This is a genomic window from Paraburkholderia sp. GAS32, from assembly GCF_050434225.1.
Lineage (GTDB): Bacteria > Pseudomonadota > Gammaproteobacteria > Burkholderiales > Burkholderiaceae > Paraburkholderia > Paraburkholderia madseniana.
On record NZ_JBNPVS010000028.1, the window covers coordinates 48,681 to 70,175 of the forward strand.

Annotated in this window: 18 protein-coding genes; 12 read left to right on the forward strand and 6 right to left on the reverse strand. The window is 60.8% G+C overall.

Going from position 1 to position 21,495, the window contains the following annotated elements:
• Positions 1-3 precede the first annotated feature (3 nt).
• Complete coding sequence (locus P3T25_RS29230; RefSeq protein WP_429360308.1) at positions 4-975, reverse strand: AraC family transcriptional regulator N-terminal domain-containing protein; 972 nt, start codon at positions 973-975, stop codon at positions 4-6.
• A 94-nt stretch (positions 976-1,069) separates the two neighbouring features.
• On the opposite strand from P3T25_RS29230, the gene P3T25_RS29235 reads away from it, so the two are divergent.
• Both P3T25_RS29235 and P3T25_RS29240 read left to right on the forward strand, forming a co-directional pair.
• Positions 1,070-1,903 (forward strand): oxidoreductase, encoded by an 834-nt coding sequence (locus tag P3T25_RS29235; protein ID WP_429360310.1) that lies wholly within the window; start codon positions 1,070-1,072, stop codon positions 1,901-1,903.
• Between the two features lie 222 nt (positions 1,904-2,125).
• On the forward strand, positions 2,126-3,439 hold the full coding sequence (locus P3T25_RS29240; RefSeq protein ID WP_429360312.1) for an MFS transporter: 1,314 nt from the start codon (positions 2,126-2,128) through the stop codon (positions 3,437-3,439).
• A gap of 72 nt (positions 3,440-3,511) precedes the next feature.
• On the opposite strand, the gene P3T25_RS29245 is transcribed toward P3T25_RS29240, so the two are convergent.
• The 3 genes from P3T25_RS29245 to P3T25_RS29255 all read right to left on the reverse strand — a co-directional run bounded on the left by P3T25_RS29245 (position 3,512) and on the right by P3T25_RS29255 (position 7,147).
• Positions 3,512-4,153 carry an MAPEG family protein gene (locus P3T25_RS29245; protein ID WP_429360314.1) on the reverse strand — a complete coding sequence of 214 codons (642 nt, stop codon included), beginning with the start codon at positions 4,151-4,153 and terminating at the stop codon, positions 3,512-3,514.
• A 157-nt stretch (positions 4,154-4,310) separates the two neighbouring features.
• Positions 4,311-4,865 (reverse strand): carbonic anhydrase, encoded by a 555-nt coding sequence (locus P3T25_RS29250; RefSeq protein WP_429360316.1) that lies wholly within the window; start codon positions 4,863-4,865, stop codon positions 4,311-4,313.
• Between the two features lie 662 nt (positions 4,866-5,527).
• Positions 5,528-7,147, reverse strand: coding sequence for a methyl-accepting chemotaxis protein (locus P3T25_RS29255; RefSeq protein WP_429360318.1), 1,620 nt, complete (start codon positions 7,145-7,147; stop codon positions 5,528-5,530).
• Positions 7,148-7,677: 530 nt separating this feature from the next.
• On the opposite strand from P3T25_RS29255, the gene P3T25_RS29260 reads away from it, so the two are divergent.
• Positions 7,678-8,130 (forward strand): cupin domain-containing protein, encoded by a 453-nt coding sequence (locus P3T25_RS29260; protein ID WP_429360320.1) that lies wholly within the window; start codon positions 7,678-7,680, stop codon positions 8,128-8,130.
• Between the two features lie 25 nt (positions 8,131-8,155).
• On the opposite strand, the gene P3T25_RS29265 is transcribed toward P3T25_RS29260, so the two are convergent.
• Positions 8,156-8,755, reverse strand: coding sequence for a hypothetical protein (locus tag P3T25_RS29265; RefSeq protein ID WP_429360322.1), 600 nt, complete (start codon positions 8,753-8,755; stop codon positions 8,156-8,158).
• 442 nt (positions 8,756-9,197) lie between these two features.
• A complete protein-coding gene (locus tag P3T25_RS29270) occupies positions 9,198-9,977 on the reverse strand; it encodes a YoaK family protein (protein ID WP_233469127.1) in 780 nt (259 codons plus the stop codon).
• 387 nt (positions 9,978-10,364) lie between these two features.
• Here P3T25_RS29270 and P3T25_RS29275 point away from each other — a divergent pair, with 387 nt between their 5' ends.
• From P3T25_RS29275 to P3T25_RS29315, 9 genes are all read left to right on the forward strand, one after another.
• The gene (locus tag P3T25_RS29275) at positions 10,365-10,760 is read left to right on the forward strand and encodes a response regulator (protein ID WP_171929396.1); all 396 of its coding nucleotides are present in this window, start codon (positions 10,365-10,367) and stop codon (positions 10,758-10,760) included.
• Positions 10,761-10,771: 11 nt separating this feature from the next.
• Positions 10,772-13,249, forward strand: a complete 2,478-nt coding sequence (locus P3T25_RS29280) for an ATP-binding protein (RefSeq protein WP_429360325.1) — start codon at positions 10,772-10,774, stop codon at positions 13,247-13,249.
• A gap of 136 nt (positions 13,250-13,385) precedes the next feature.
• Positions 13,386-14,315: a LysR family transcriptional regulator gene (locus P3T25_RS29285; protein WP_429360327.1), complete on the forward strand. Its 930-nt coding sequence runs from the start codon at positions 13,386-13,388 to the stop codon at positions 14,313-14,315.
• A 133-nt stretch (positions 14,316-14,448) separates the two neighbouring features.
• A complete protein-coding gene (poxB, locus tag P3T25_RS29290) occupies positions 14,449-16,185 on the forward strand; it encodes a ubiquinone-dependent pyruvate dehydrogenase (protein WP_429360329.1) in 1,737 nt (578 codons plus the stop codon).
• 9 nt (positions 16,186-16,194) lie between these two features.
• On the forward strand, positions 16,195-17,586 hold the full coding sequence (locus P3T25_RS29295) for a cytochrome ubiquinol oxidase subunit I (RefSeq protein ID WP_429360331.1): 1,392 nt from the start codon (positions 16,195-16,197) through the stop codon (positions 17,584-17,586).
• 16 nt (positions 17,587-17,602) lie between these two features.
• Positions 17,603-18,589, forward strand: coding sequence for a cytochrome d ubiquinol oxidase subunit II (cydB, locus tag P3T25_RS29300; RefSeq protein ID WP_429360333.1), 987 nt, complete (start codon positions 17,603-17,605; stop codon positions 18,587-18,589).
• 149 nt (positions 18,590-18,738) lie between these two features.
• Positions 18,739-19,482 carry a (Fe-S)-binding protein gene (locus P3T25_RS29305; RefSeq protein ID WP_429360335.1) on the forward strand — a complete coding sequence of 248 codons (744 nt, stop codon included), beginning with the start codon at positions 18,739-18,741 and terminating at the stop codon, positions 19,480-19,482.
• Complete coding sequence (locus P3T25_RS29310) at positions 19,479-20,855, forward strand: lactate utilization protein B (protein WP_171928147.1); 1,377 nt, start codon at positions 19,479-19,481, stop codon at positions 20,853-20,855. Before P3T25_RS29305 ends, P3T25_RS29310 begins: the two co-directional genes overlap by 4 nt.
• The gene (locus P3T25_RS29315) at positions 20,852-21,445 is read left to right on the forward strand and encodes a LutC/YkgG family protein (RefSeq protein ID WP_429360337.1); all 594 of its coding nucleotides are present in this window, start codon (positions 20,852-20,854) and stop codon (positions 21,443-21,445) included. The genes P3T25_RS29310 and P3T25_RS29315 overlap by 4 nt, the downstream gene beginning before the upstream one ends.
• Positions 21,446-21,495 lie beyond the last annotated feature (50 nt).

Here is a 21,495-nt window from a genome sequence, read left to right on the forward strand (position 1 = left end):
AACTCAGTGTGACGAAACGTACGTCGCATCGCCGAACGCTGCCGGAATGGCGAAGCTCTCGCGCATACGCTTCGTCTCCGCCGCTGGCGTCAAGCCAAAAAGCCGTTTGAACTCTCTGCTGAACTGGGACGCGCTCGTGTAACCGACGGCGTGGCTCGCGGCCTCCGCAGTCAAATCCTCGCGGACCATCAACAGGCGAGCCTGATGCAAACGCGTTGACTTCACGTACTGCATCGGCGAAACGTGAGTAATTGCCTTGAAGTGGCTGTGGAAGCTCGGAACGCTCATTCCCGCTTCCTCTGCCAACTGCATCACGTCCAGCGACTGCGCGTAGCCGGCATGGATGAGGCGTAGCGATCTGCCTATCCGGCCGAACTGCCCTCTCATCGCCAAAGCCTCGCGCATCGAGCTTCCTTGCTGTCCGGTGAGCACACGGAAATAAAGTTCGCGCAGCAGGCCCGGGCCTAATACAGCGGCTTCGAGTGGCCGATGCATCGCCTCAAGGAAGCGCAACACGGACGCTTGCATCGCGTCATCCATCGGCGTCGACATCATGCTTTGAGGCGCCTGCACGTGTTCCTTGGCGCCTTCACGATCGATCTGTACGGCCAGTTCAGCGGCCAATGTGAAATCGAGGTGAAGGTACAGCGCGAGCAGCGGGCGCTCCTGGGTTGCCTCGGTTTCCATGCTGAACGGAACAGGCATGGACACGACCAGGTAGTGATGCTCGTCGTACAGATAGAGCTGGTCGCCGAAATAACCTCGCTTGCGGCCCTGACAAACGATCACGATGCCGGGGTCGTAAAGAACCGGCGTGCGTGACAGGGGCCGGTTTGAACGCAAGATGCGGACGCTCGGCAGCGCCGTGAGGTTGTAGCCCTCCTCGGGCGCCAACGCGCGGAGCAACGCAATCACGCGTTTCTGGGTTCCCGAGGAAAGATCCGGATTGTGAGTGGAGGCCCGCTTCGTACTCATAGCTTTAGGCAAGAAAAATAGCGGAATATGGCTTAGCTAGCCCATTCGTTCAGACTAGTATGCATTCTCCAGACACCATTCGGGAGAAGCTTCAGTGGCATTCAGCAAAATTCTGCTCATCACTGGCGTCAGCAGCGGCTTCGGCCGTGCGCTCGCAGGAGAGGCGTTAGCGGCGGGACATAAAGTCGTCGGGACTGTGAGAAGTGCGCAGGCAAAGCGTGATTTCGAGTCTCTGTCCGCGAACGCTGCTTTTGGACGTGTACTTGACGTGACTGACTTCGATGCCATCGAGGGCATCGTGGCGGAAATTGAAGCGAGCGTCGGACCCGTGGACGTTCTGGTCAACAATGCCGGCTACGGGCACGAAGGCATCATGGAAGAATCGCCTTTGTCCGAGATGCGCAGACAGTTCGATGTGAATGTGTTTGGCGCTGTTGCCATGATGAAAGCCGTCCTGCCCTTCATGCGTAAGCGCAGGCGTGGCCACATTCTGAATATCACGTCGATGGGCGGCCATATCACCATGCCCGGAATCACCTACTACTGCGGAAGCAAATTCGCGCTGGAGGGTATCTCTGAGGCGCTTGGCAAAGAGGTCAAGCCTTTCGGCATCGCTGTAACAGCCGTCGCGCCAGGCTCGTTCCGCACCGACTGGGCGGGTCGCTCGATGACGCGAACGCCCCGTTCGATTGCGGACTACGACGCTATCTTCGAGCCCATCCGCAAAGCGCGTGAGGAGAAGAACGGCAAGCAATTGGGAGATCCCCAAAAGGCGGCACGCGCGATGCTCGCCGCAATCGCAGCGGACCGCCCTCCCGCGCATCTTTTGCTCGGTAGCGATGCACTCGGGCTCGTGAGGGACAAGTTGTCCGCGTTGGGAAATGAGATCCGTGACTGGGAGTCTGTTACGGTCTCGACCGACGGCTGAAAGACCGCCGGAGCAGGGAGGCTGTCGCGTACCTGATCCCTCGCCGTCGGGCCCGGAAAGCAGCGGTCCACAACCGGGACATGGTCGTTTGCTGTCGCTCCTCACTATCACAACGGAAACATTCATCGTCCCACTAGTGAAACACCAACGTCTGGAAACGTTGATCTAAACAACGTGGAAAATGTTGAGGTAGCATCATCGAACTCAACAGGGGAGAAAGCGGTGTTTCGGCGAATCAAATCTCGTATAGACGCAATCGCCCCCGCTCTTGCCAGTCTGCTTCTCAGCGATCTTCTGACGATCCTGGCAGACATGGTTGGCTATATCACGCTCCCTTGGTGGATCGTTCATCGGGGCGGTGCACATGACCTTGCGATCTACAGCGTAAGCATTGCCATCACCACGATTTTTGCAATGCCGCTGCTTTCGCCGCTTGGGGACCGATACGCCAAGAGACCGCAGATTGTATGGGGTGTCTGCGCTTTGATGGTCGTTGCCTTTACCCTCGCTACGCTCGCCTCGCTGTCCGACTACCGACTTATGCTCATCGTCTGCATAGGCGTGGCCACCGTAATAGCGAAAGCTTTCATCGATCCGGCCAGCTCCACCATTTCGGCTGAACTTGTTCCGGCGAATCGTTTGGCCGCGGCGCTTCGTCTTCGTAAGTCGACGCAAGCGGCTGGTCGTGCCTTGGGACCGGCACTGGCTGGAGCAACACTCGCCTTGGGCGGTATCGCTGCAACATTCTGGATGAACGGTATTCTGCTTGGCGTCGCTGCCTACGTGACTTCGCAGCTTCCATCCCAGTCTGAGCATAGCGACCACCATCGCGGTTTAGCCCGTTGGTGGGAAGACCTGCGTGCTGGACTGCACGCTAAATGGATCGTCCCGTTGGAGCGCGGCTGGACACTTGTCAACTTCCTCGTATGGATATTCCAGGGGCCGGCAGTCGGCATGCTGATCCCGCTTAAAGTCCAATCACTCGGGCTGTCGGGTCTCTGGCTGGGTGGTTGCGAAGCGGCCTTATCCATAGGTTTGCTACTCGGCAGCTTTCGTGGTTCTGACGCACTGGTAAGCCGGTTCGGCCGATTCAATGTCCGAGTGGGTGCCGCTATGTGCGAAGGGCTGGCACTTGCCGCTTCGGGCTGGGCCCATTCACCAGTCTTGCTAGTACTTGCGCTTACCTGTGTGGGTTTCGCCAACGCATCGATGGGGCTCGTTGGCGCGACTCATCGGTCATTGGCTATCCCGCAGAATTTCCGCGTGCGCATTCTCGCTGCCAGCATGATGACCACACAGATCGCCGGCATTCTTGGGCCGATGATCGCAGGTGCGGCGCTCACGCATTGGGCGGTAAGCAAGGTCTATACATGCTTCGGTCTCGCCACCTGTTTGCTGGCTTTCGGCTTTGTCCTTATCCCTCGATCGCGTGAATTCTTTGCGCTTAATCACGATCAAGTGAAGGATTGGTTTCGTCACGAATATCCCGATGCGTTCAAAACACCTACAGCATCCGCATCGAAACAAACTACGTAGATCGCATCGCGACAGGAACAGAGTGCCATCGGCTCGGCGAATCAAATGGCCGGCTCGACCGACTCCTTTGAATCAACCCGCTTTCACCGGACGCGTCCCCCAAAACAAGGCCGCCTCAATCGCGAAAAATGCAACGAGCGGCGTAATGGCGCCCACCGTCCCCGCGATCTCGCTCCCAAACCGGCTCGTTACATACAGCAGCACGATCATGCTGATCGCCATGCCCGGCGCCCCGAGTCCGCGCATCGCGGCGCTGCGATGGTAGCCGAGCCAGAACGCGGCCCGCGCGACGATCCAGACCACGGTCGTCGCCACGACCGCGCGCATGGACGAGCCGTCGGGACAGTAGGCGGCCAAGCCGAACAGCGATGCCGCAAACACGATGATCTGCTCCACCGTGTTCTGCAGGTATCGTTGATTGATGCGCAACCTGCGTGTCTCGAAGCCCGCCAGCGGATCGAATGCGGGCGAGGTCAATCGTTCGTGCGCTACGGCTTCGACGCCCGTCACCAGGCAGAACAGCACGGCAGCACAGCAGCATTTGAGCGTCAGAAGCATCCGCGCACCGAGGCTGTCCATGCCCGGCAGGGGCGACATCAAAAGATCGATGCCGAGCCAGAGCCCCGAGGCAAACAGCGACGCGACTGCGATGCCGGCAATGCCGACGCTGCGCTGCCGTCGAAAGTCGGACGCGTGATAGGTCGGGTTGGTCATGGATTTTTCCTCCGAGCGTTTCATACGGGGGCATCGGCCTCGGCCAACTGCGGACGGCTATCTTCAGCGTATACATAGCCCAGAAGCAGATTTTTACTTAAACAAAACAAAACCGCCGTACGGCTGCTGGCACCCGTGCACGGGCAAACCCACTCGTTTAGACGAGTGCAATCTTGCCGGTGGCGAGGTCATACATGCCGCCAACAATGTCGATCTTCTTGCTCTCGTAAAGTTTTTGGACGATCGGCGGTGAGCTCTTCAGTCGAGCCATTTGCCGTCGCACGTTCTCGGCGGCCGCGTTGTCCAGCAAGTTGCCGGTCTGCATCTTCTCGGCGGCGATGACGGCCGGCTTGATCGCGGCGATGAGTCCCGGCAAATGACCCGGAAGGACCGCCTTGGCCTTCAGCACTTTGATTGCGGCGTCGACTGCGCCGCATCCGGTATGGCCTAGCACCATGATGAGCGGCACCCCCAGGAACTGGGCGCCGTATTCGAGCGATGCAAGCAGATCCGGGTTTACGATGTTGCCCGCGACGCGTAAAACGAAGAGATCGCCCGGCCCCTGATCGAACGCGAACTCCGGCGCCACGCGCGAATCGGCGCAGCTCAGGATCGTGGCGATCGGATACTGCCCCTGCACACGGGCGGCGCGACCTGATGAAAAGTCGCGCTCGTTCGGCGTGTTGGCGGCGTAGCGCGCGTTGCCATCCATGATTCGCTTCAACGCGTCCGCAGGCGCGATCGAGTTGGGTGGTGGCGATGCGCCGGGTGCTGGCGGCTCGGCCGCGATGGCGGCACCCACGCTCCACGGGAGGAGCGCCGCGAGTGCGCCAGTCTTCAGGAAATCCCGGCGCGATACTTGGGGTTCGTGCTGCGCATCACCACCGACATCACACATTTGAATGCCTCCGTCAGTGCTGGGCGCATCCGGCCGCAAACAGGTGCCTTGTTGCGTCGCAACGCAAATGGCACACCGGTCACCTGCTATGTGCACCTCACGTGGTGGTCCAACGCCACGCGGTAGATCAACCAACTTGCATAGGTCCGAGTCTATACCGTCGCCAGGCGCAGTGTCCGGAAAATCCCACGGCTGCGAAGAGCAGACCGTGATAGCGTATTGCGAACTCAACAGAGTCCGGCATTGTTAGAGGCCCGTCAATATGGCGTGCCCGCGCGTCCCAAATCAGTGGAACTAAGCCGGGACAAACCGACCCCGGGCGTTGACTCGGGAGAGTGTCTGGACGACATCGAGAAGCATGGGTTCCACATTACCGATGCTCACGTTCGCATTACTGACGAGGTAGTTTGATGCCTGCGTTCGCGTAGGCTGCGGTCCGCCTCACGAAGCTCGCCGCGAGCTCACGACCACCGTCCTTACGCGAACGCCACGCGGCGCGACGTCGAAGCCGGCGCGAACGATGTGCCGCCGCTAGCGTCGGCGTCGCCCACCTGGAAGGCCGCGGCCGCGCGTTGCAGGCTCATCGCCTGCTCCTTCAGCGACTGCGCCGCGGCCGCCGCCTGCTCGACGAGCGCCGCGTTCTGCTGCGTCATGCTGTCCATCTGCGTGACCGCGAGATTCACCTGGTCGATGCCGGCGCTCTGTTCCGCCGCGGCCGCCGCGATCTCCTGCACGACGCCGGTCACACGCATGATCGCGTCGCGCGCTTCGTCGATCGTCGAGCCGGTGTTTTCGACCAGCGTTGCACCACTGCCGACGCTGCCCACCGCATGACTGATCAGCTCGCGGATTTCCTTCGCCGCGGTCGCGCTACGCTGCGCGAGGCTGCGCACCTCGCTCGCAACGACTGCGAAGCCGCGGCCCTGTTCACCCGCGCGTGCCGCCTCGACCGCCGCATTCAGCGCGAGGATGTTGGTCTGGAACGCGATACCTTCGATCGTTGCGATGATCTCGACCATGCGGCCCGATTCGCTCGAAATGCCCTTCATCGCCGCGACAGCCTGCGTGATCATGTCGCCGCCGCGGTTCGCGATTTTCGCGGCGCCGGCCGCAAGTTCGCTGGCGGTGCGCGCGTTGTCCGCAGTCTGGCGGACCATCGCCGTCATCTGCTCCATGCTCGACGCCGTTTCCTGCAACGAGGCCGCCTGGCTCTCGGTGCGCGCCGACAGGTCCGCATTGCCGTTCGCGATCTCGTTCGCACCGCACGCGACGTTGTCGGATGCATGCTTGATCTGGCAGATGGTGCCCGTCAGCGCGTCGCGCATTCGCTGCATCACGTGCAGCAGGCTCGACGTGTCGCCGTCGCGCGTGCGAATCGCCACCGTCAGGTCACCCGAAGCGATTGCGTCCGCCACGTTCGCCGCGTAGGCCGGATCGCCGCCGACCGTGCGCGCGATGCTGCGATTCGTCACCGCGACGAGCGTCACGAGCACCGCCGACACCGCCAGGAAGATCGCGCCGATCAGCCACAGCGACGCCATGAACGCAGCGTCGATGTCGTCGACATAGGCGCCGGTCGCGATGATCCAGTCCCACGGCGCATAGCGCACCACGTAGCCGATCTTGCCGAACGCTTGCGCCGACGCCGCGCCCGGATGCGGGAACACGTAGTCGACAAAGCCGCCGTCCGGCGCCTGTGCAGCCGACGCGAACGTCATGTAATGGTGGCGGCCATCGGCATCCGCGCTGCCCGCGAGATCCTTGCCTTCGAGTGCCGGCTTGATCGGATGCATCACCATCTGCGGCTTCGAGTTGATCACGAGGAAGTAGCCGTCTTCGCCGTAGCGGACGCCGCGCAGGCGTTCGAGTGCCTGCTTGCGGGCGTCCGCCTCCGGCAGCGCGCCGCTTTGCGCCAGCGCCGCATACTCCGTCACGATGCCGAGCCCGACGTGCGCGATGTTCGTGAGGTCGTGCTTACGTTCCTCGATGCGCGTCTCGCGCGACTGCCACGCCGCCGATACCGAGACGGCGAGCAACGCGATGAGGCTGATGATCAGCGGCAGCCACAGCTTCTGCGTAAAACTGAGCTTGTGCATCCTGAGTCCTCGTGCAAACGAATGGAAATCGCGCAGGGCTGCCGTGCGAAGTGACATGTGTATGGGCGCGCCTGGTGGCGCCGGTGGACTGTCCGGCGGCCATCCAGGTGGTTCCTGTTCGAGTTATCGGCGGATGCGAGCGAAAGTTTCGTCCTGTGAAACCCTCGGTTAACACCTTGCCGCTGCCTCCACCCCGGCTTCGTGCAGAAAATTCGACAATGCCGTACGCGAAAGCGGATCACACACGACGGTCACGGTCTCCGCTGTAAGATCGAGCCGTTTTATCGTGCGGCGAAATAACTGACCTGAATCGCGTGCGGTCAGGAACGCAAAGCCCGCATCCAGCGCCACCACCCTGCCTGCGCCGAATTGGCGTGGAACCGTCCCCCTGAGACTGCCGGACAGTTGAGAGGCGCATAATCCTGGATGAACCGCGTTCCTTTTGGTCGGCGGACGCGCCGCAAGCGGCACGCCCCTTACCTGCAACGCTGGTGGACTGACGAGTATCCTTAATCCAAAGGAGTTCGAAAATGACACTGAACGGCGCGGCTCCAATCGAACCAATCAACATTGGTCAATTGAGCATTCAGTACCTGGTCGATGGAACTGCCACGGGCGGGATGGGTGTTTTCGAAATGACGGTGGGGCCTGGTTCACAAGTCCCACCGCCACATAGCCACACGCGTAACGAAGAGTGCGTCTACGTGCTGGAGGGCATGCTTCGGTACTCGGTCGACGGGGTTGTCCGAGACCTGGTACCGGGAGAATGGATGTTTACTCCGCGCGGGTCGGTTCATCACTTTAGCAACCCGCACAATGACACGGCCCGCGCGCTGATCGTTCTTACGCCCGACATAGGTGCCCAGTATTTTCGTGATGTCGGGGCAATCGTAAGCGCCGGCGGGCCGCCCGACCGCTCAAAGCTTATCGATGTCATGTCAAGGTACGGATTGGTGCCGGCGGCACCACCACCATCGCCTTAGCGAGCGTGGTCCATCCGGGACTCGACTAACGGAAGCCGTAGACCAGGACCTTTTTCCCCTCAAAGCTTTCTTGCACACCTTGCTCGCAATCCGGTGGACACACTGCTTGGCCGTCCATGCTGGCGCCTGCCACAGTGACCGCCCTGTAGACAACGGATTCGACGAGCGTCCCGTCGGCAGCGACGACGATGTTCAGATCAGTCTCGACGCCGGCCGGCACGGCTCCACCGGCGATATAGACGATTTTCATCGTGCCGGTGCAATCGGAGTTCACCGTGTAGGTTCCGGTCTGGTTCGGATTAAATGTAGTCTGCCCCCCTTTCGGCAGACCGCCGATCACCCCGAAGTCGGTGCGCGTAAAACCGCCTGCGCCGTCGAACGTCACCAGGGCGACGTCATCAAGGATCGACGGTGCGGCGTACGGATGAAACGTACCATCGGCAGATTTCTTCAATCCAAGTATCTCACCGTGACCGACAAAACTAAACGATCCCCTTAGCGTTGCGTTCGAGCAAAGGCCGCCGCGGTCGCCGCGGTCGCCGGCGCCGCCGGCCTGCGCGGCGCCACTGAGCGAGAGAAGTACAACGGCGAGTGCTGACAAAGTGCCTAAATGCTTGATCTTCATGGTCATCCCCTTGTTACCGAACCAGGCACGTAACATCACAGCGCGCAGCGGGCTATTGCCTGGCGAGATGAGGCGCCCAATTCAAACAAATGAAATAAAAAGCGGTCGCAGTGTTACCGGCTGCCGCCGTTTGCCGAGCAAGCGATGAGAGAACGAGAGGCCGTCGGTGCGACCGCCTGTTCCCGAGCGTGAGGCGAGAAAGCCCATGCGTGGGCCAATGTAATGAATGGCGAAACTCTTCACCAGGCAGTCAATTTTCGCCCGGTGTCGGCAGACACGTGCGGAAAGGGCGCACGAAAGTCCGCGCAATTGTGACGTCGAGGGTCAGCCATGCTTTAGAGTCGCATAGCAAAAAGTAGCGTAGTCCACGCTATTCGCAGATGCCAGATGAAGATCGGACAAAAGGCAGGCGCATTCAGCATTGCGCGGTGCGAATGATGAACTATCGCGCTTGGCCCGACACTCGATCGCGGTTTGAGACCTGGCCGCGAGGCCCGGATGTGGCGCCGCGCTCGTCCGCTGTGGTGCCTGACAAGCGGCCTGATAAGACGCGCCGAAAAATGTCGAGCAACGCAATGAAAAGAAAAGTGGCCGGCACGCCTAACGCCGCATCGTGCAGGCGGCGTGTAGTCAAACCGCCCACCACGGCGCCGAGCGCGAAACTGAGGCTGATCGTGCCGAGTACGACCGCCTCGCGTAAGCCGGCGGGGTCGCGTTTCGGTATCGTCGATTCGAAAAATAGCTGGATGCTCCGCCGCAAATTGCCGGTGGTCATGACCGACGTATAGGTCACCGTTCCGGACTGCATGAAGAACATCGTTTGCAACGTCGCGACGAACGAAATGCCGGGTATCAACCAGAATTCGGGCAGCCCTTTCAGCGCCGCTGCCGCTAGAAACACGATTTCGAATATGAGTGCAGCGATGGCCGGCTGACGGACCCAGCGTGGCGTCATCAATTGCAACAGACGCGCCGCCAGAATTCCGCATGCAAAGCCGACGAGCGGCGAAACATGTCTCGACGCCTGGTGCCAGTCACCGGCGGCCAGATTGACTGCCATCAGCACGATATTGCCGGTCATCGAGTTGGCGAAGACCTTGCCGTGTCCCAGGTAGGTGAACGCGTCGAGAAAACCGCCCGACAACGTCAGCAACACTGCCACATTCAAATGCGCCTTTGCCGCTTCCATGTCCATCGAGCGCATCATTTCTCGAAGATTCATTTGCTTTCCTTTAGAGCATTCAGGATTGGGCAGTCCGCTCGGCAAGGTCGCCGCATTGCGGGCCGCGCCGTGATAAATATCAGATGACGTGGTTTGTCCGGCGCTGCAGGAAGATCATCTATTGCACGTATTGCCTGCCTGGGCTTCGGTCGTTGCGTTGACGTCCGATGACCGCATTTCATCAACGGGCCGTTACCTACGGGTTTCAGTCATGAACGGGTTCGGTTGCAATTGAAATGAGGCGGTCGCTTCACTCCGTTTCATTTGTAACTTTGGGCGAGCGCAATGAAACAGTGGCGAGACGGGCAGCCGCTTTAATACGTCATACAGTGCTGCGGCGAGCTTGCCTCGCCACCTCGCAGTCGCTTGAAAAGGGGTATTGGGACGATGGAAACCAAAACAGATATTCTCGTAATCGAAGACGATCCGTTCATGCGCGATCTGATTGCGTTGTCGCTGCGGGATGCCGGATATCGCGTCCTCGAGTGCAATGCGGCGCACGCGCGACGTCTTGACGAAACGGTCTCTGCGAAGGTCGTCGTCGTCGATCTGAATGTGCCGAAATCCGGTTCGATGGAGACCATCAATGCACTGCGCGCGCGTTTTCCGCAGGCATCGATCGTGGCGATTTCCGGTTACTTCAGGGGCGGCCCTGCGATGGCCGACGCGGCCATCCGGCAACTTGGAGTGGAGCAGGCACTGGCGAAACCGTTCGGAGGCAACGAGCTCGTCGCGTCAATCAAGACGCTGCTCGCGCCGTTGTCCATGAATGAACCTCGATGAGGCGGCTTGACATGACCGATACGGAACGGGCGAGACAAAGTTTCGCGTGGCCGGGCAGATACCGGCTCATCGCGCTAGGCGGCGGTCTGCTGATCGTTTTGCTGTGGATCGGCGCGGCGACCGACATCATGCGCTCCCGCCGGCTCACGCTCGCCTACAACGACCACGAGCTGTCGAGTCTCGTGAGCGCGCTCGCGGAACAGACTGCGCGCTCGCTGCAGGGCGTCGAATTCATCCTTGGCCGTACTTCCGTGTGGGCGCTCGATCCGGCGCGCACCCAATTATCGCCCGATGAGTCCCGCGCATTTCTGCGTCAGGAAATCGACGGTGTACCGCAGATTCGTCAACTCGAGATTTTCGATGCGGCCGGCAACCGGGTCGCGACAACGCTAACGGCGCCAAAACCCGTCAATGTCACAGGCCGAACGTACTTCCAGCAACTACAGCGCGCGCACGGCGATGCACGGGCGATCAGCGAGCCCATTGTGAGCCTCGCAGACGGAAGACCGACTTTCGCTCTCGCACGGCGGCTTGAAGACGCACAAGGTCAGTTCAGAGGCGTCGTGGTCGCGCTGGTCGAAAACGAGTATTTCCGCAACTTCTATGAACAGGTCAATCTCGGTCCCGGCACCTCGATCCGCCTGCGGCGCATCGACGGAACACCGGTTGTCGTGTTCGAAGGACAACCGGCGGACCACCCGTCGCGGCACGTGCGTTTAGCGCAGCGAGCGGTAGTCGGTTTTCCACTGAGGGTTGAGGTTACCCGCGACGAAGCGGTGGCACTTGCAACGTGGCGCACGTCGACCATCGATGAACTGATTGGCGCGGCTGCACTCTCGTTGTTCGTCGCGGTGCTCGCCATCGCGCTCGTCAGGCAGGTTCGGCGCCTCGCCCGGGTCAATCGCCAGTTGCAGTCCAGCCAGCAACACTGGCGAGTCGTGTTCGAGAATGCGCCGGCGGGCATCATGCTGCTGCGTCCGCACGGCTACTATCTGAGCGCCAATCCCGCATTCCAGCGCATGATCGGGTATACGGCGGCCGAACTCGCCGAATTGACGGCTGCGGATATCTCGCATCCCGACGACATCGAGCTCACGCAACGGTTCATCGACCAGTTGATGCGCGGCGAACACGACAGCTTGCGTTTCGAGAAGCGCTATCTCCATCGCGACGGGCATGTGGTCTGGACCGATATGAACGTTGCCCGCCTCACTGTCTCGACGGAGTCCCCGGATCGTTCATCGCCGCAACTCGAGGACGTGGTCGTCGCCACCGTGGAGGACGTGACGCAACGCCGTGAGGACGAAGCGGCGCGTCGCCAGCTGGAAAGTCAGCTCCGGCAGTCGCAGAAGCTCGAAGCGCTCGGCACGTTCGCGGGCGGCATCGCTCACGACTTCAACAACATCCTGGGGGCGATACTCGGCTATGGCGAGCGCGCCCTGGATGCGATCGGGGAGGGCACGCCGGAGCGGCGCTATATCGAGCAGGTGCTGAATGCCGGCGATCGCGCACGATCGCTCGTCGAGCGAATTCTGACTTTCAGCCGCAGCGGAATCACCACCCGGATGCCGGTTCATCTCCAGCCGGTGGTCATGGAAACCATTGAACTCCTGAAGGTGCGGCTGCCGGAAACCGTTCAACTCGAGGTTCGACTCGATGCGCGGGATGCGTTCGTAGCCGGCGATCCTGCGCATATGCACCAGGTCGTCATGAACCTGTGCAGCAATGCGATTCACGCGATGCCGGACGGCGGCACCCTCCGCGTCGAACTGGCGCTGCAGCACCTCGATACTCCGCGATCGCTATCGCACGGCGCTGTCGGTTCGGGCGAGTTCGTGCGGCTCACGGTGCGCGACAGTGGTGTCGGCATTTCCCCCGATCTGCTCGAACGCATCTTCAATCCTTTCTTTACCACGCGCAAAGCCGGCGAAGGCACGGGGCTGGGTCTTTCACTTGTCGAGGGCATCGTTCGGGAATACAGCGGCGCGGTGGACGTGCGAAGTGTCGTCGGAGCGGGCACGCACTTCGACGTCTATCTGCCGGTGATCGACGCAGTGGCCGTATCGGTTGGTCAGCGCGAAGCGGCTTTGCCGCATGGCGACGGCCAGACGGTGCTGCTCGTCGATGACGAAGAGGCGCTCGTCGCTCTCGGCGAAGAAGTCCTCGCGGAACTGGGCTATGAACCGATCGGTTTCGTTTCGAGCGAAGCGGCGTGGCAAGCGTTCAACGCGAGTCCTCAGCGCTTCGATGCGGTGATCACCGATCAGACCATGCCGGGTATCACGGGACTCGAACTGGCCACACGCATTCGCGCGGCTCGCCCTGACGTTCCGGTAATTCTTGCCAGCGGGTATAGCAATGCCGCCCTGGAACGCGACGCGAAAGCGGCCGGCATCGCCGATGTGCTGCGCAAACCGCTTCGGCAAGCCGATCTTGCGTGGGCGATGAATCGCGCGCTTTCGCAGCGGGACAACGAAAGGGCTGGATGATGTGTGATCGGCTACGGACTGGGAAGCTACGCCAGCAGTTCGCGACGCGGTGATTTCAGTTTATTGATTTGAGAAGCGGAGAACGTGCTTTAGCTCGTTCGTCCGGGTCTCACCAGAACCAGAGGCATTGTCAGTCATGAACCTTCGGCACCTGCAATTCTTCGTCATACTGACGGACGAACTGAATTTCAGCCGCGCTGCAGAACGTCTTCACGTCGCGCAGCCGGCGTTGAGCCGGCAGATCAGTTTGCTGGAACAACGCCTCGGTGCACAACTGTTCGACCGCAGCGGCCGTCCGTTGAGGCTGACGGAAGCGGGGCATTATTTCAGTGCCGAGGCGCGTCAGCTACTGGCCAGCTATGAGCGAGCCACGCTCGCCACGCGTGAGATAGGGTGTGGCAAACGGAGTTGGCTAGGCATTGGCTTCACGCGCTCGGCGATGTATAGCGTGTTGCCCACAGCGCTCAAGGCCTTCGACCGCACTCATCCTGATGTCGAACTCAAACTGTTCGAGATGCTCACCGAAGAACAGGCAGATGCGCTGCATGAACACCGCATCCACGTCGGCATTGGACGGCAGGCGCAAACCGCAGCAGGGTGTTCCTCGCTACTGCTGCTGCGTGAACGCGTGATGATTGCACTGTCCCACGATCACCCGCTGGCGGGCAACAAGGCCGTGCGCATTGCGCAGCTGGCGCAGTCACCGCTTGTGCTCTATCCGAAGCATCCCAACGCCCGCTTCTCGCGCTTTATCGAATCGTTATACCTGGACGCGGGAGTGACGCCCCGCGTCGCGCACCATGCCTATGAGATTCAGACCGCAATTGCGCTGGCGGGGGGTGGACTTGGTGTCACTTTCGTCGGTGAATCGGTTGCGCGCCATCGTCGCCCGGATGTGGTCTACCGGCCGCTGCAAGGCGTCGGCGCGTCCCGGACCACCACGCTGACAGCGAGTTTCCGGAATGACGATCTCACGCCCCATTTGCATGCATTCCTTAAAACGCTGGCGCCTCACGACAGCATTCCCGGCGCGCCGGCACCCAACTCTATAAGAAAAAAGACATAGAAGCATAACAAGCTGGTCTTGGACCGTCCCCCGACGGATTCGTAACATGACCCGACGTATCCTCCGTCGCGAACCGACGTCGAGACGGGCACGTGCGGGCAATCAGTCGATCTTTATTTATTGGAGAATTGCAATGTCGATGACCGTAGCGGAGCAGTTTGTCGAGGTACTGGTGGCGGCAGGCGTCAAGCGGGTGTACGGCATCGTTGGCGATAGCCTCAACGGCTTGACCGACGCGATCCGCCGTCACGGCGGGATCGAGTGGATCCACGTGCGGCACGAAGAAGTTGCCGCGTTCGCCGCGGGTGCCGAAGCCCACCTGACGGGTTCGCTCACGGTCTGTGCCGGCAGTTGCGGGCCCGGCAACCTGCATCTGATCAATGGCCTTTTCGACTGCCATCGCTCGGGGGTTCCAGTGCTGGCGATCGCCGCGCATATTCCGTCTCGGGAAATCGGCAGCGGCTACTTTCAGGAAACCCATCCGGAGTCGTTGTTCAAGGAGTGCAGCCACTACTGCGAACTGATCTCGAGCGTCAACCAGATGCCGCGCACGCTCGAGACCGCGATTCGCGAGGCGACCGGCAAGCGCGGCGTGGCGGTGGTCGTTATCCCGGGCGACGTCGCGTTGCAACAGGCGGTTGATGCGCCACCGCCCTCGGCCTTGGGTCTGTTGCCGCCGCAGGCAGTCGTCACGCCGGCCGAAGCCGATCTTGACCGGCTGGCCGCGATGCTCAACGGGCAGGGCCGCGTGACCATGTTGTGCGGGTCGGGTTGCGCGGGTGCGCATGATGAGGTGGTGGCGCTGGCCGAGCGGCTCAAGGCACCGATCGTGCACGCGTTGCGCGGCAAGGAGCACGTCGAATGGGACAACCCGTACGACGTAGGCATGACCGGCCTGATCGGATTCTCATCGGGCTACTACGCAATGCTCGATTGCGATCTGCTGCTGATGCTGGGAACGGACTTTCCCTATAGCCAGTTCTATCCTCGCAAAACGGGCACGCGCATCGTCCAGATCGACATCCGCCCAGGTAATCTCGGGCGCCGCACGCCGATCGATCTGGGCATTGTCGGCGACGCGAAGGCGACGCTCACGGCGCTCATGCCGAAACTGCAGGAGAAGACCGACGCCGCGCATCTTACGCAGGCGCAGCAGCATTACCGGAAGGCGCGCAAGGATCTCGACGCGCTGGCGCAGAGCAGTGCCAGGAAGTCGTTGATCCATCCGCAGCAGGTTGCCAAAGCCATCAGTGACCATGCAACGGAAGACGCGGTGTTTACCTGCGATGTTGGCTTACCGACGGTATGGGGCGCGCGCTACCTCGCGATGAACGGTAAGCGCCGGCTGATAGGGTCGTTCTGGCACGGCTCGATGGCCAACGCCATGGCGCAGGCGATCGGCGCACAGGCGGCCTTTCCCCACCGCCAGGTGATCTCCATGTCGGGCGACGGCGGTTTCGCGATGCTGATGGGCGATTTCCTGAGCCTTGCGCAACTCGGCCTGCCGGTCAAGGTGGTGGTCTTCAACAACGGCGCGCTCGGCTTCATCGAACTCGAACAGAAGTCCACGTCGTTCGTGCCGATCGGCACCGAGCTGAACAACCCGAATTTCGCCGCGATGGCCGAAGCCGTGGGTATCCGCGGTATCCGCCTTGAAAAGCCAGACGATGTCGAGCCCGGCATCGCCGCGGCGTTCGACCACAACGGTCCGGTGTTGATCGACGCGGTTGTCAACCGGATGGAGCTGGCGATGCCCCCCGCGGTCAACCTCGAAATGGCAAAGGGGTTCTCGCTTTATATGGTCAAGGCAATCCTGAACGGACAAGCGGACCAGGTGATCGATCTCGCGCAAACCAACCTGTGGCGCTAGGGGAGTGAAATGGACACCACCGCACTCATGCTGTCGAGACTGCAATTCGCCTTCACCGTATCGTTCCACATCGTCTTCCCGTCGTTCACGATCGGACTGGCGGCGTGGCTGACGGTACTCGAAGCGCTGCATCTGATCACCGGGCGGCCCGCGTACCGCCGGGTATTCGACTTCTGGCTGAAGATCTTCGGGATCGCATTTGGCATGGGCGTGGTCTCCGGGATCGTGCTGGCTTTCGAGTTCGGCACGAACTGGAGCGAACTCTCGCGGCTTTCGGGGCCGATTCAGGGGCCGCTGTTGTCCTATGAGACTTTTACGGCCTTCATGCTGGAGGCGTCGTTTTTCGGCGTGCTGCTGTTCGGCAAGAGCAGGGTGAGGCCGGGCTTCTACCTGTTTTCCACCGCGATGGTCGCGCTCGGCACGACGCTCTCGGCGTTCTGGATCATGGTGAACAACAGCTGGATGCAGTATCCGGTGGGCTACATCATCCAGGGTGGCGTCTACGTGCCGGACGACTGGTTGAAGATCATCTTCAGCCCGGTTGTCTGGGTACGGTTTCCTCATATGTTGCTGGCGGCTTATGTTACTGGGGCGTTTTGTGTGGCCGCAACCGGTGCGTGGTACACGCTGCGCAGGATGTGTCCAGCCGAAGCACGCATCATGCTGCGCATGGGTCTTCTGCTCGCGGCGATCCTCGTACCGGTGCAACTGCTATTCGGACATCTGGTCGGTGATTATGTGCACCGCTATCAGCCCATCAAGTTTGCAACGATCGAGGCGCGCTGGCACGACGAACAACCCGCATCCGAAGTTCTGCTTGCGTGGCCCGATGCCGCCCACGAAAAGAACGACTATGCGATTTCGGTGCCGGTGCTGGGTAGTCTGATTGGGTCGATGACGCTCGATTCGAAAGAGGTCGGTCTCACCGACTTCCCACGCAGCGAGCGTCCGCCGATCGTCATTCCATTCTTTGCATTCCGGGTCATGGTGGGGTGCGGTCTCATCATGCTGCTCGTTGCGTGGGGCGGCACCTTGCTATCGCTCAAGGAGCGCCTGCTGCAGCGGCGCGCGCTGCTGTGGACGGTATTCCTGTGCTTTCCGCTGCCTTTCATCGCGACGCTCACCGGCTGGTTTACCGCGGAGGTGGGACGGCAACCGTGGACCGTCTATGGGCTGCTGCGCACCGCTGACGCGCTTACGCCGTTCCTGACGCCGCGCGCAGCCGCGGGTTCGTTGCTGGTCTTCTGTGCGACCTACGTCTTCATCTTTGCCTTTGGCACGTTCTACATTTACAGGCTGCTCAAAGGAGGACCTGCCGAAGATCTGCTGCACACGCCGCCTGCTGCCTTGCCGAACCGTCCGCTTTCAGTGGCGACGGATCTGTCGTCGACGGTCAAATGATCTGGGAGACGCTCAAATGATCCTCTACTGGTCGCTGATACTCGCCTTTAGCATCTTGCTGTACGTGTTGCTCGACGGTTTCGACCTCGGTGTCGGCATGCTGTTCGGCCTGACCCGGGACGAAACGCGACGGCGCCATATGCTGGCTGCCGTGTCGCCGCTGTGGGACGGCAACGAGACGTGGCTGATCGTAGCCGGCGTCGTGTTGTGGGGGGCCTTCTCCGTCGCCTACTCGTTGCTGGTCTCCGCCTTCTATGTGCCTGTGATGCTGATGCTCGCCGGCCTGATCTTTCGCGGCGTCGCCTTCGAGTTCCGTGGCAGGGCTCGCCGTACGCGGGCGATCTGGGACGTTGGCTTCGTATTGGGTTCGCTCGTCGCCGCCTTCATGCAGGGCGCAATGGTCGGCGCGCTGGTCAAAGGGCTGCCGGTCGTCAACGGCCGCTTTACTGGCGACGTCATGACGTGGTGCAGCAGTTTCTCGGCACTGTGCGGTGTGGCGTTATGCGCCGGCTACGCTCTGCTCGGTGCGAGCTGGGTTGTCAGGAAATGCGAGGCAGACGCGCGCGACGCTGCGTATCGTGCGATTGCACCCTTGCTTCTGGTGGTGCTCGTTCTGCTGATCGTGCTGTTCTTTCATGCACTTCATGAAAACCTCGCGATCATGCACCGCTGGCTCGATCGCCCCTATCTTTTCCTTGTGCCGTTGATCGCGCTCTGCGCCATCGTAGGCACTCTAACGGGCGTCAGACGGCGCCGCGACGACCAGCCGTTCCTCATGATCGTGCTGCTGTTCATCTGCGCGTACGCGATGCTGGCTATCTCGTTCTGGCCGTACATGGTCCCGTTCTCGCTCACTGTGGCAGCCGCCGCGAGTCCGCATGCCAGCCTGGCCTTCATGTTCTGGGGAGAGGGTCTGTTCATCTACCCGTTGATGCTGGGCTATACGGCCTACAGTTATCACGTCTTCAAGGGCAAGGTCGACCTGACTTCAGGACACTACTGACACGCGGATGGAAGCGCCGCGCCGGATTACGGATGTAACTCAACCTGTGTGATTTGCAATCTGGCGGCAACCGCAGGCCAGGAAACTTGAGCACAAGACGAGTTCAGCCGCTTCATCCCACTGGAATTCATCCCGCCACCGGAGACACCATGAAAGTCGCCTTGTTCGTTCCATGTTTTATCGACGCCTTCTTTCCGGACGTCAGCGTCGCAACACTCGAGCTTCTCGAGCGTTTTGGTTGTGATGTCGACTTTCCACTCGAACAGACCTGCTGCGGACAGCCGATGGGCAATAGCGGTTGCGAGAAAGACGCTGCTGCCACTGAAGCGCTGTTCGTCAAGAACTTCTCCGGCTACGACTACATCGTGGCGCCGAGCGGGAGCTGCGTGCACCACGTGCGCGATCATATGACGGCCGTCGAATCGACAGCGCAAAGCAGGGCAGTGCGTGCCAATACCTACGAGTTAGTCGAGTTTCTGCACGACGTGCTAAAGGTCGACGCACTTCCGTGGGCCGAGTTTCCCCATAAGGTCGGGCTGCATAACAGTTGCGGAACGCTGCGATCGTTGCGCACCGCGAAGATGTCGGAGATTGAGGAGCCGTTCTTCTCGAAACCGCTATCGCTGCTGAAGAAAGTCAAGGGAATCGAGTTCGTTATGCCTGCCCGGCCTGACGAATGCTGCGGATTCGGCGGCACGTTCTGCGTGACTGAGGAACCCGTCTCTGCGCGGATGGGCCAGGACAAGGTGCGCGATCACAAGCAGGCCGGCGCCGAATACATCGTATCTGCCGATTCGTCGTGCCTGATGCACCAGAAAGGCTGCTCGGAACGGCTCGGCCTTGATCTGAAGTTTATCCATATCGCCCAGATTCTCAATGGAGCCCGCTCATGAAACGTGTCGACCACGTAAAGGCGTCGCGCGAATTTATCGCCGACGAAAAGCACATCGAGTTCCACGACAAACGCCTGTGGACCCTGCGCACCTTGCGGGACGAGGCCGCGCACGGCATCGAAGAATGGGAACAATTACGCTCGCTTGCATCAGGGATCAAGGAACATACGCTGACGCACCTCGCCGACTACCTCGAAGAATTCGAGCGCAACGCGACGAACAACGGCGTGATCGTGCACTGGGCGAAGGATGCGGAAGAGCACAATCGCATCGTGCACGAGATTCTCGAAAGCCACGGCGCGAAGACGCTCGTCAAAAGCAAGTCGATGCTGACGGAAGAATGCGGAATGCGCGAGTACCTCGAACCGCGCGGCATCACGGTCGTGGAAACCGACCTGGGCGAACGGATCCAGCAGCTCGATCACCAGCGCCCCGCGCATATCGTCGTGCCGGCGGTTCATAAGCTTGCATCGGACGTCTCCAGAGTGTTTGCGAAGACACTCGGAACCGACCCGGACAACGACGACGTGCATTACCTTGCCGAAGCGCAGCGCGATGCGACCCGGCCGCTGATCCTGAACGCCGAAGCCGGGATGACCGGCTGCAATTTCGCGGTCGCGGAAACAGGCGGTATCACGGTGTGTACGAACGAAGGCAATGCCGATCTCAGTGCAAACGTGCCGTCGCTGCATATTGCATCGATCGGCATCGAGAAGGTGATTCCGAAGCTCGAGCACCTCGGGGTATTCATTCGCATGCTGTCGCGCAGCGCACTCGGCTCGCCGATCACGCAGTACACATCGCACTTCCGCGGCCCGCGCAGAGGCGGCGAAATGCACTTCGTGCTGGTCGACAACGGCCGCTCCGCACGGCTTGCAATGGACGACTTCTGGTACTCCCTGAAGTGCATCCGCTGCGGCGCCTGTATGAATACGTGTCCGGTTTACCGGCGCAGCAGCGGCCTGAGTTACGGCGGAGTTTACTCCGGGCCGATCGGTGCGATTATCAATCCGACCTTCGATCTGAAAAAATACAGCGCGCTGCCGTTTGCTTCGACAATGAACGGTAGCTGCACGAACGTTTGCCCGGTCAAGATCAACATCCACGAACAGATCTACAAGTGGCGCCAGATTGTTGCCGAGCAGCATGAGCTGCCGTTCGTGAAGACGCAGGCAATGAAAGTCGCGGGGAAAGTGCTGGCCGAGCCGGCACTGTACCGCGCGGCGATCAAGGCAGCGGACACCGCTGTTGCGAAGTTGCCGCGTGCCTTCATCTACAACCCCTTTAATGCGTGGGGCAAGCAACGGGAAGTGCCGGATGCGCCCGAGCAAACCTTCCGCGACTGGTACCTGAAAAACAGGAAAGCAAAATGAGCAGCCGAAACGCCATTCTCGCAAGTCTGCGCAGCGCGCAGCGCACGCCGGCCACGCTACCCGACGTGCCCATGTTCGATGCCGGCCTGCCACCGGCACTGGAAAAATTCAAGGAAACGTTCGCCAGCATGGGTGGCATCTGGGCGGACAGGTCCGCGGACGGTGATCTCGAAGCGCAGATCCGCGCGCGCTTTCCGGACGCGAAAGTGATCTGCTCGGCCGTGCCCGAAGTGGCGGGTACCCGACGCATCGAACCGGTCCGCGATCCGCACGAACTGAACGATGTCGATGTCGGCATCGTCCGGCCGCTGTTTGCGGTCGCCGAAACCGGGTCGATCTGGCTCAGCGAAGCGCAGTATCAGGTCAATGCGCTTGGCTATCTATCACAACACCTCGTTGCGTTGCTGGATCCAGCCGACATTGTCGGTAATCTGCACCATGCGTATCACCGGTCCGACTTCTTTGCTGTGAATTATGCGGTACTGATGAGCGGACCTTCGGCGACCGCTGACATCGAGGGTGTCCTGATTCGCGGGGCACAGGGGATTCGGTCTTTAACGGTGATTCCGGTGGCGCGTGGGGCAGGCTGACGGATGCTGGCGCGCGTGGATGCTCTCGTCTTCATATGAACGTTGATCCG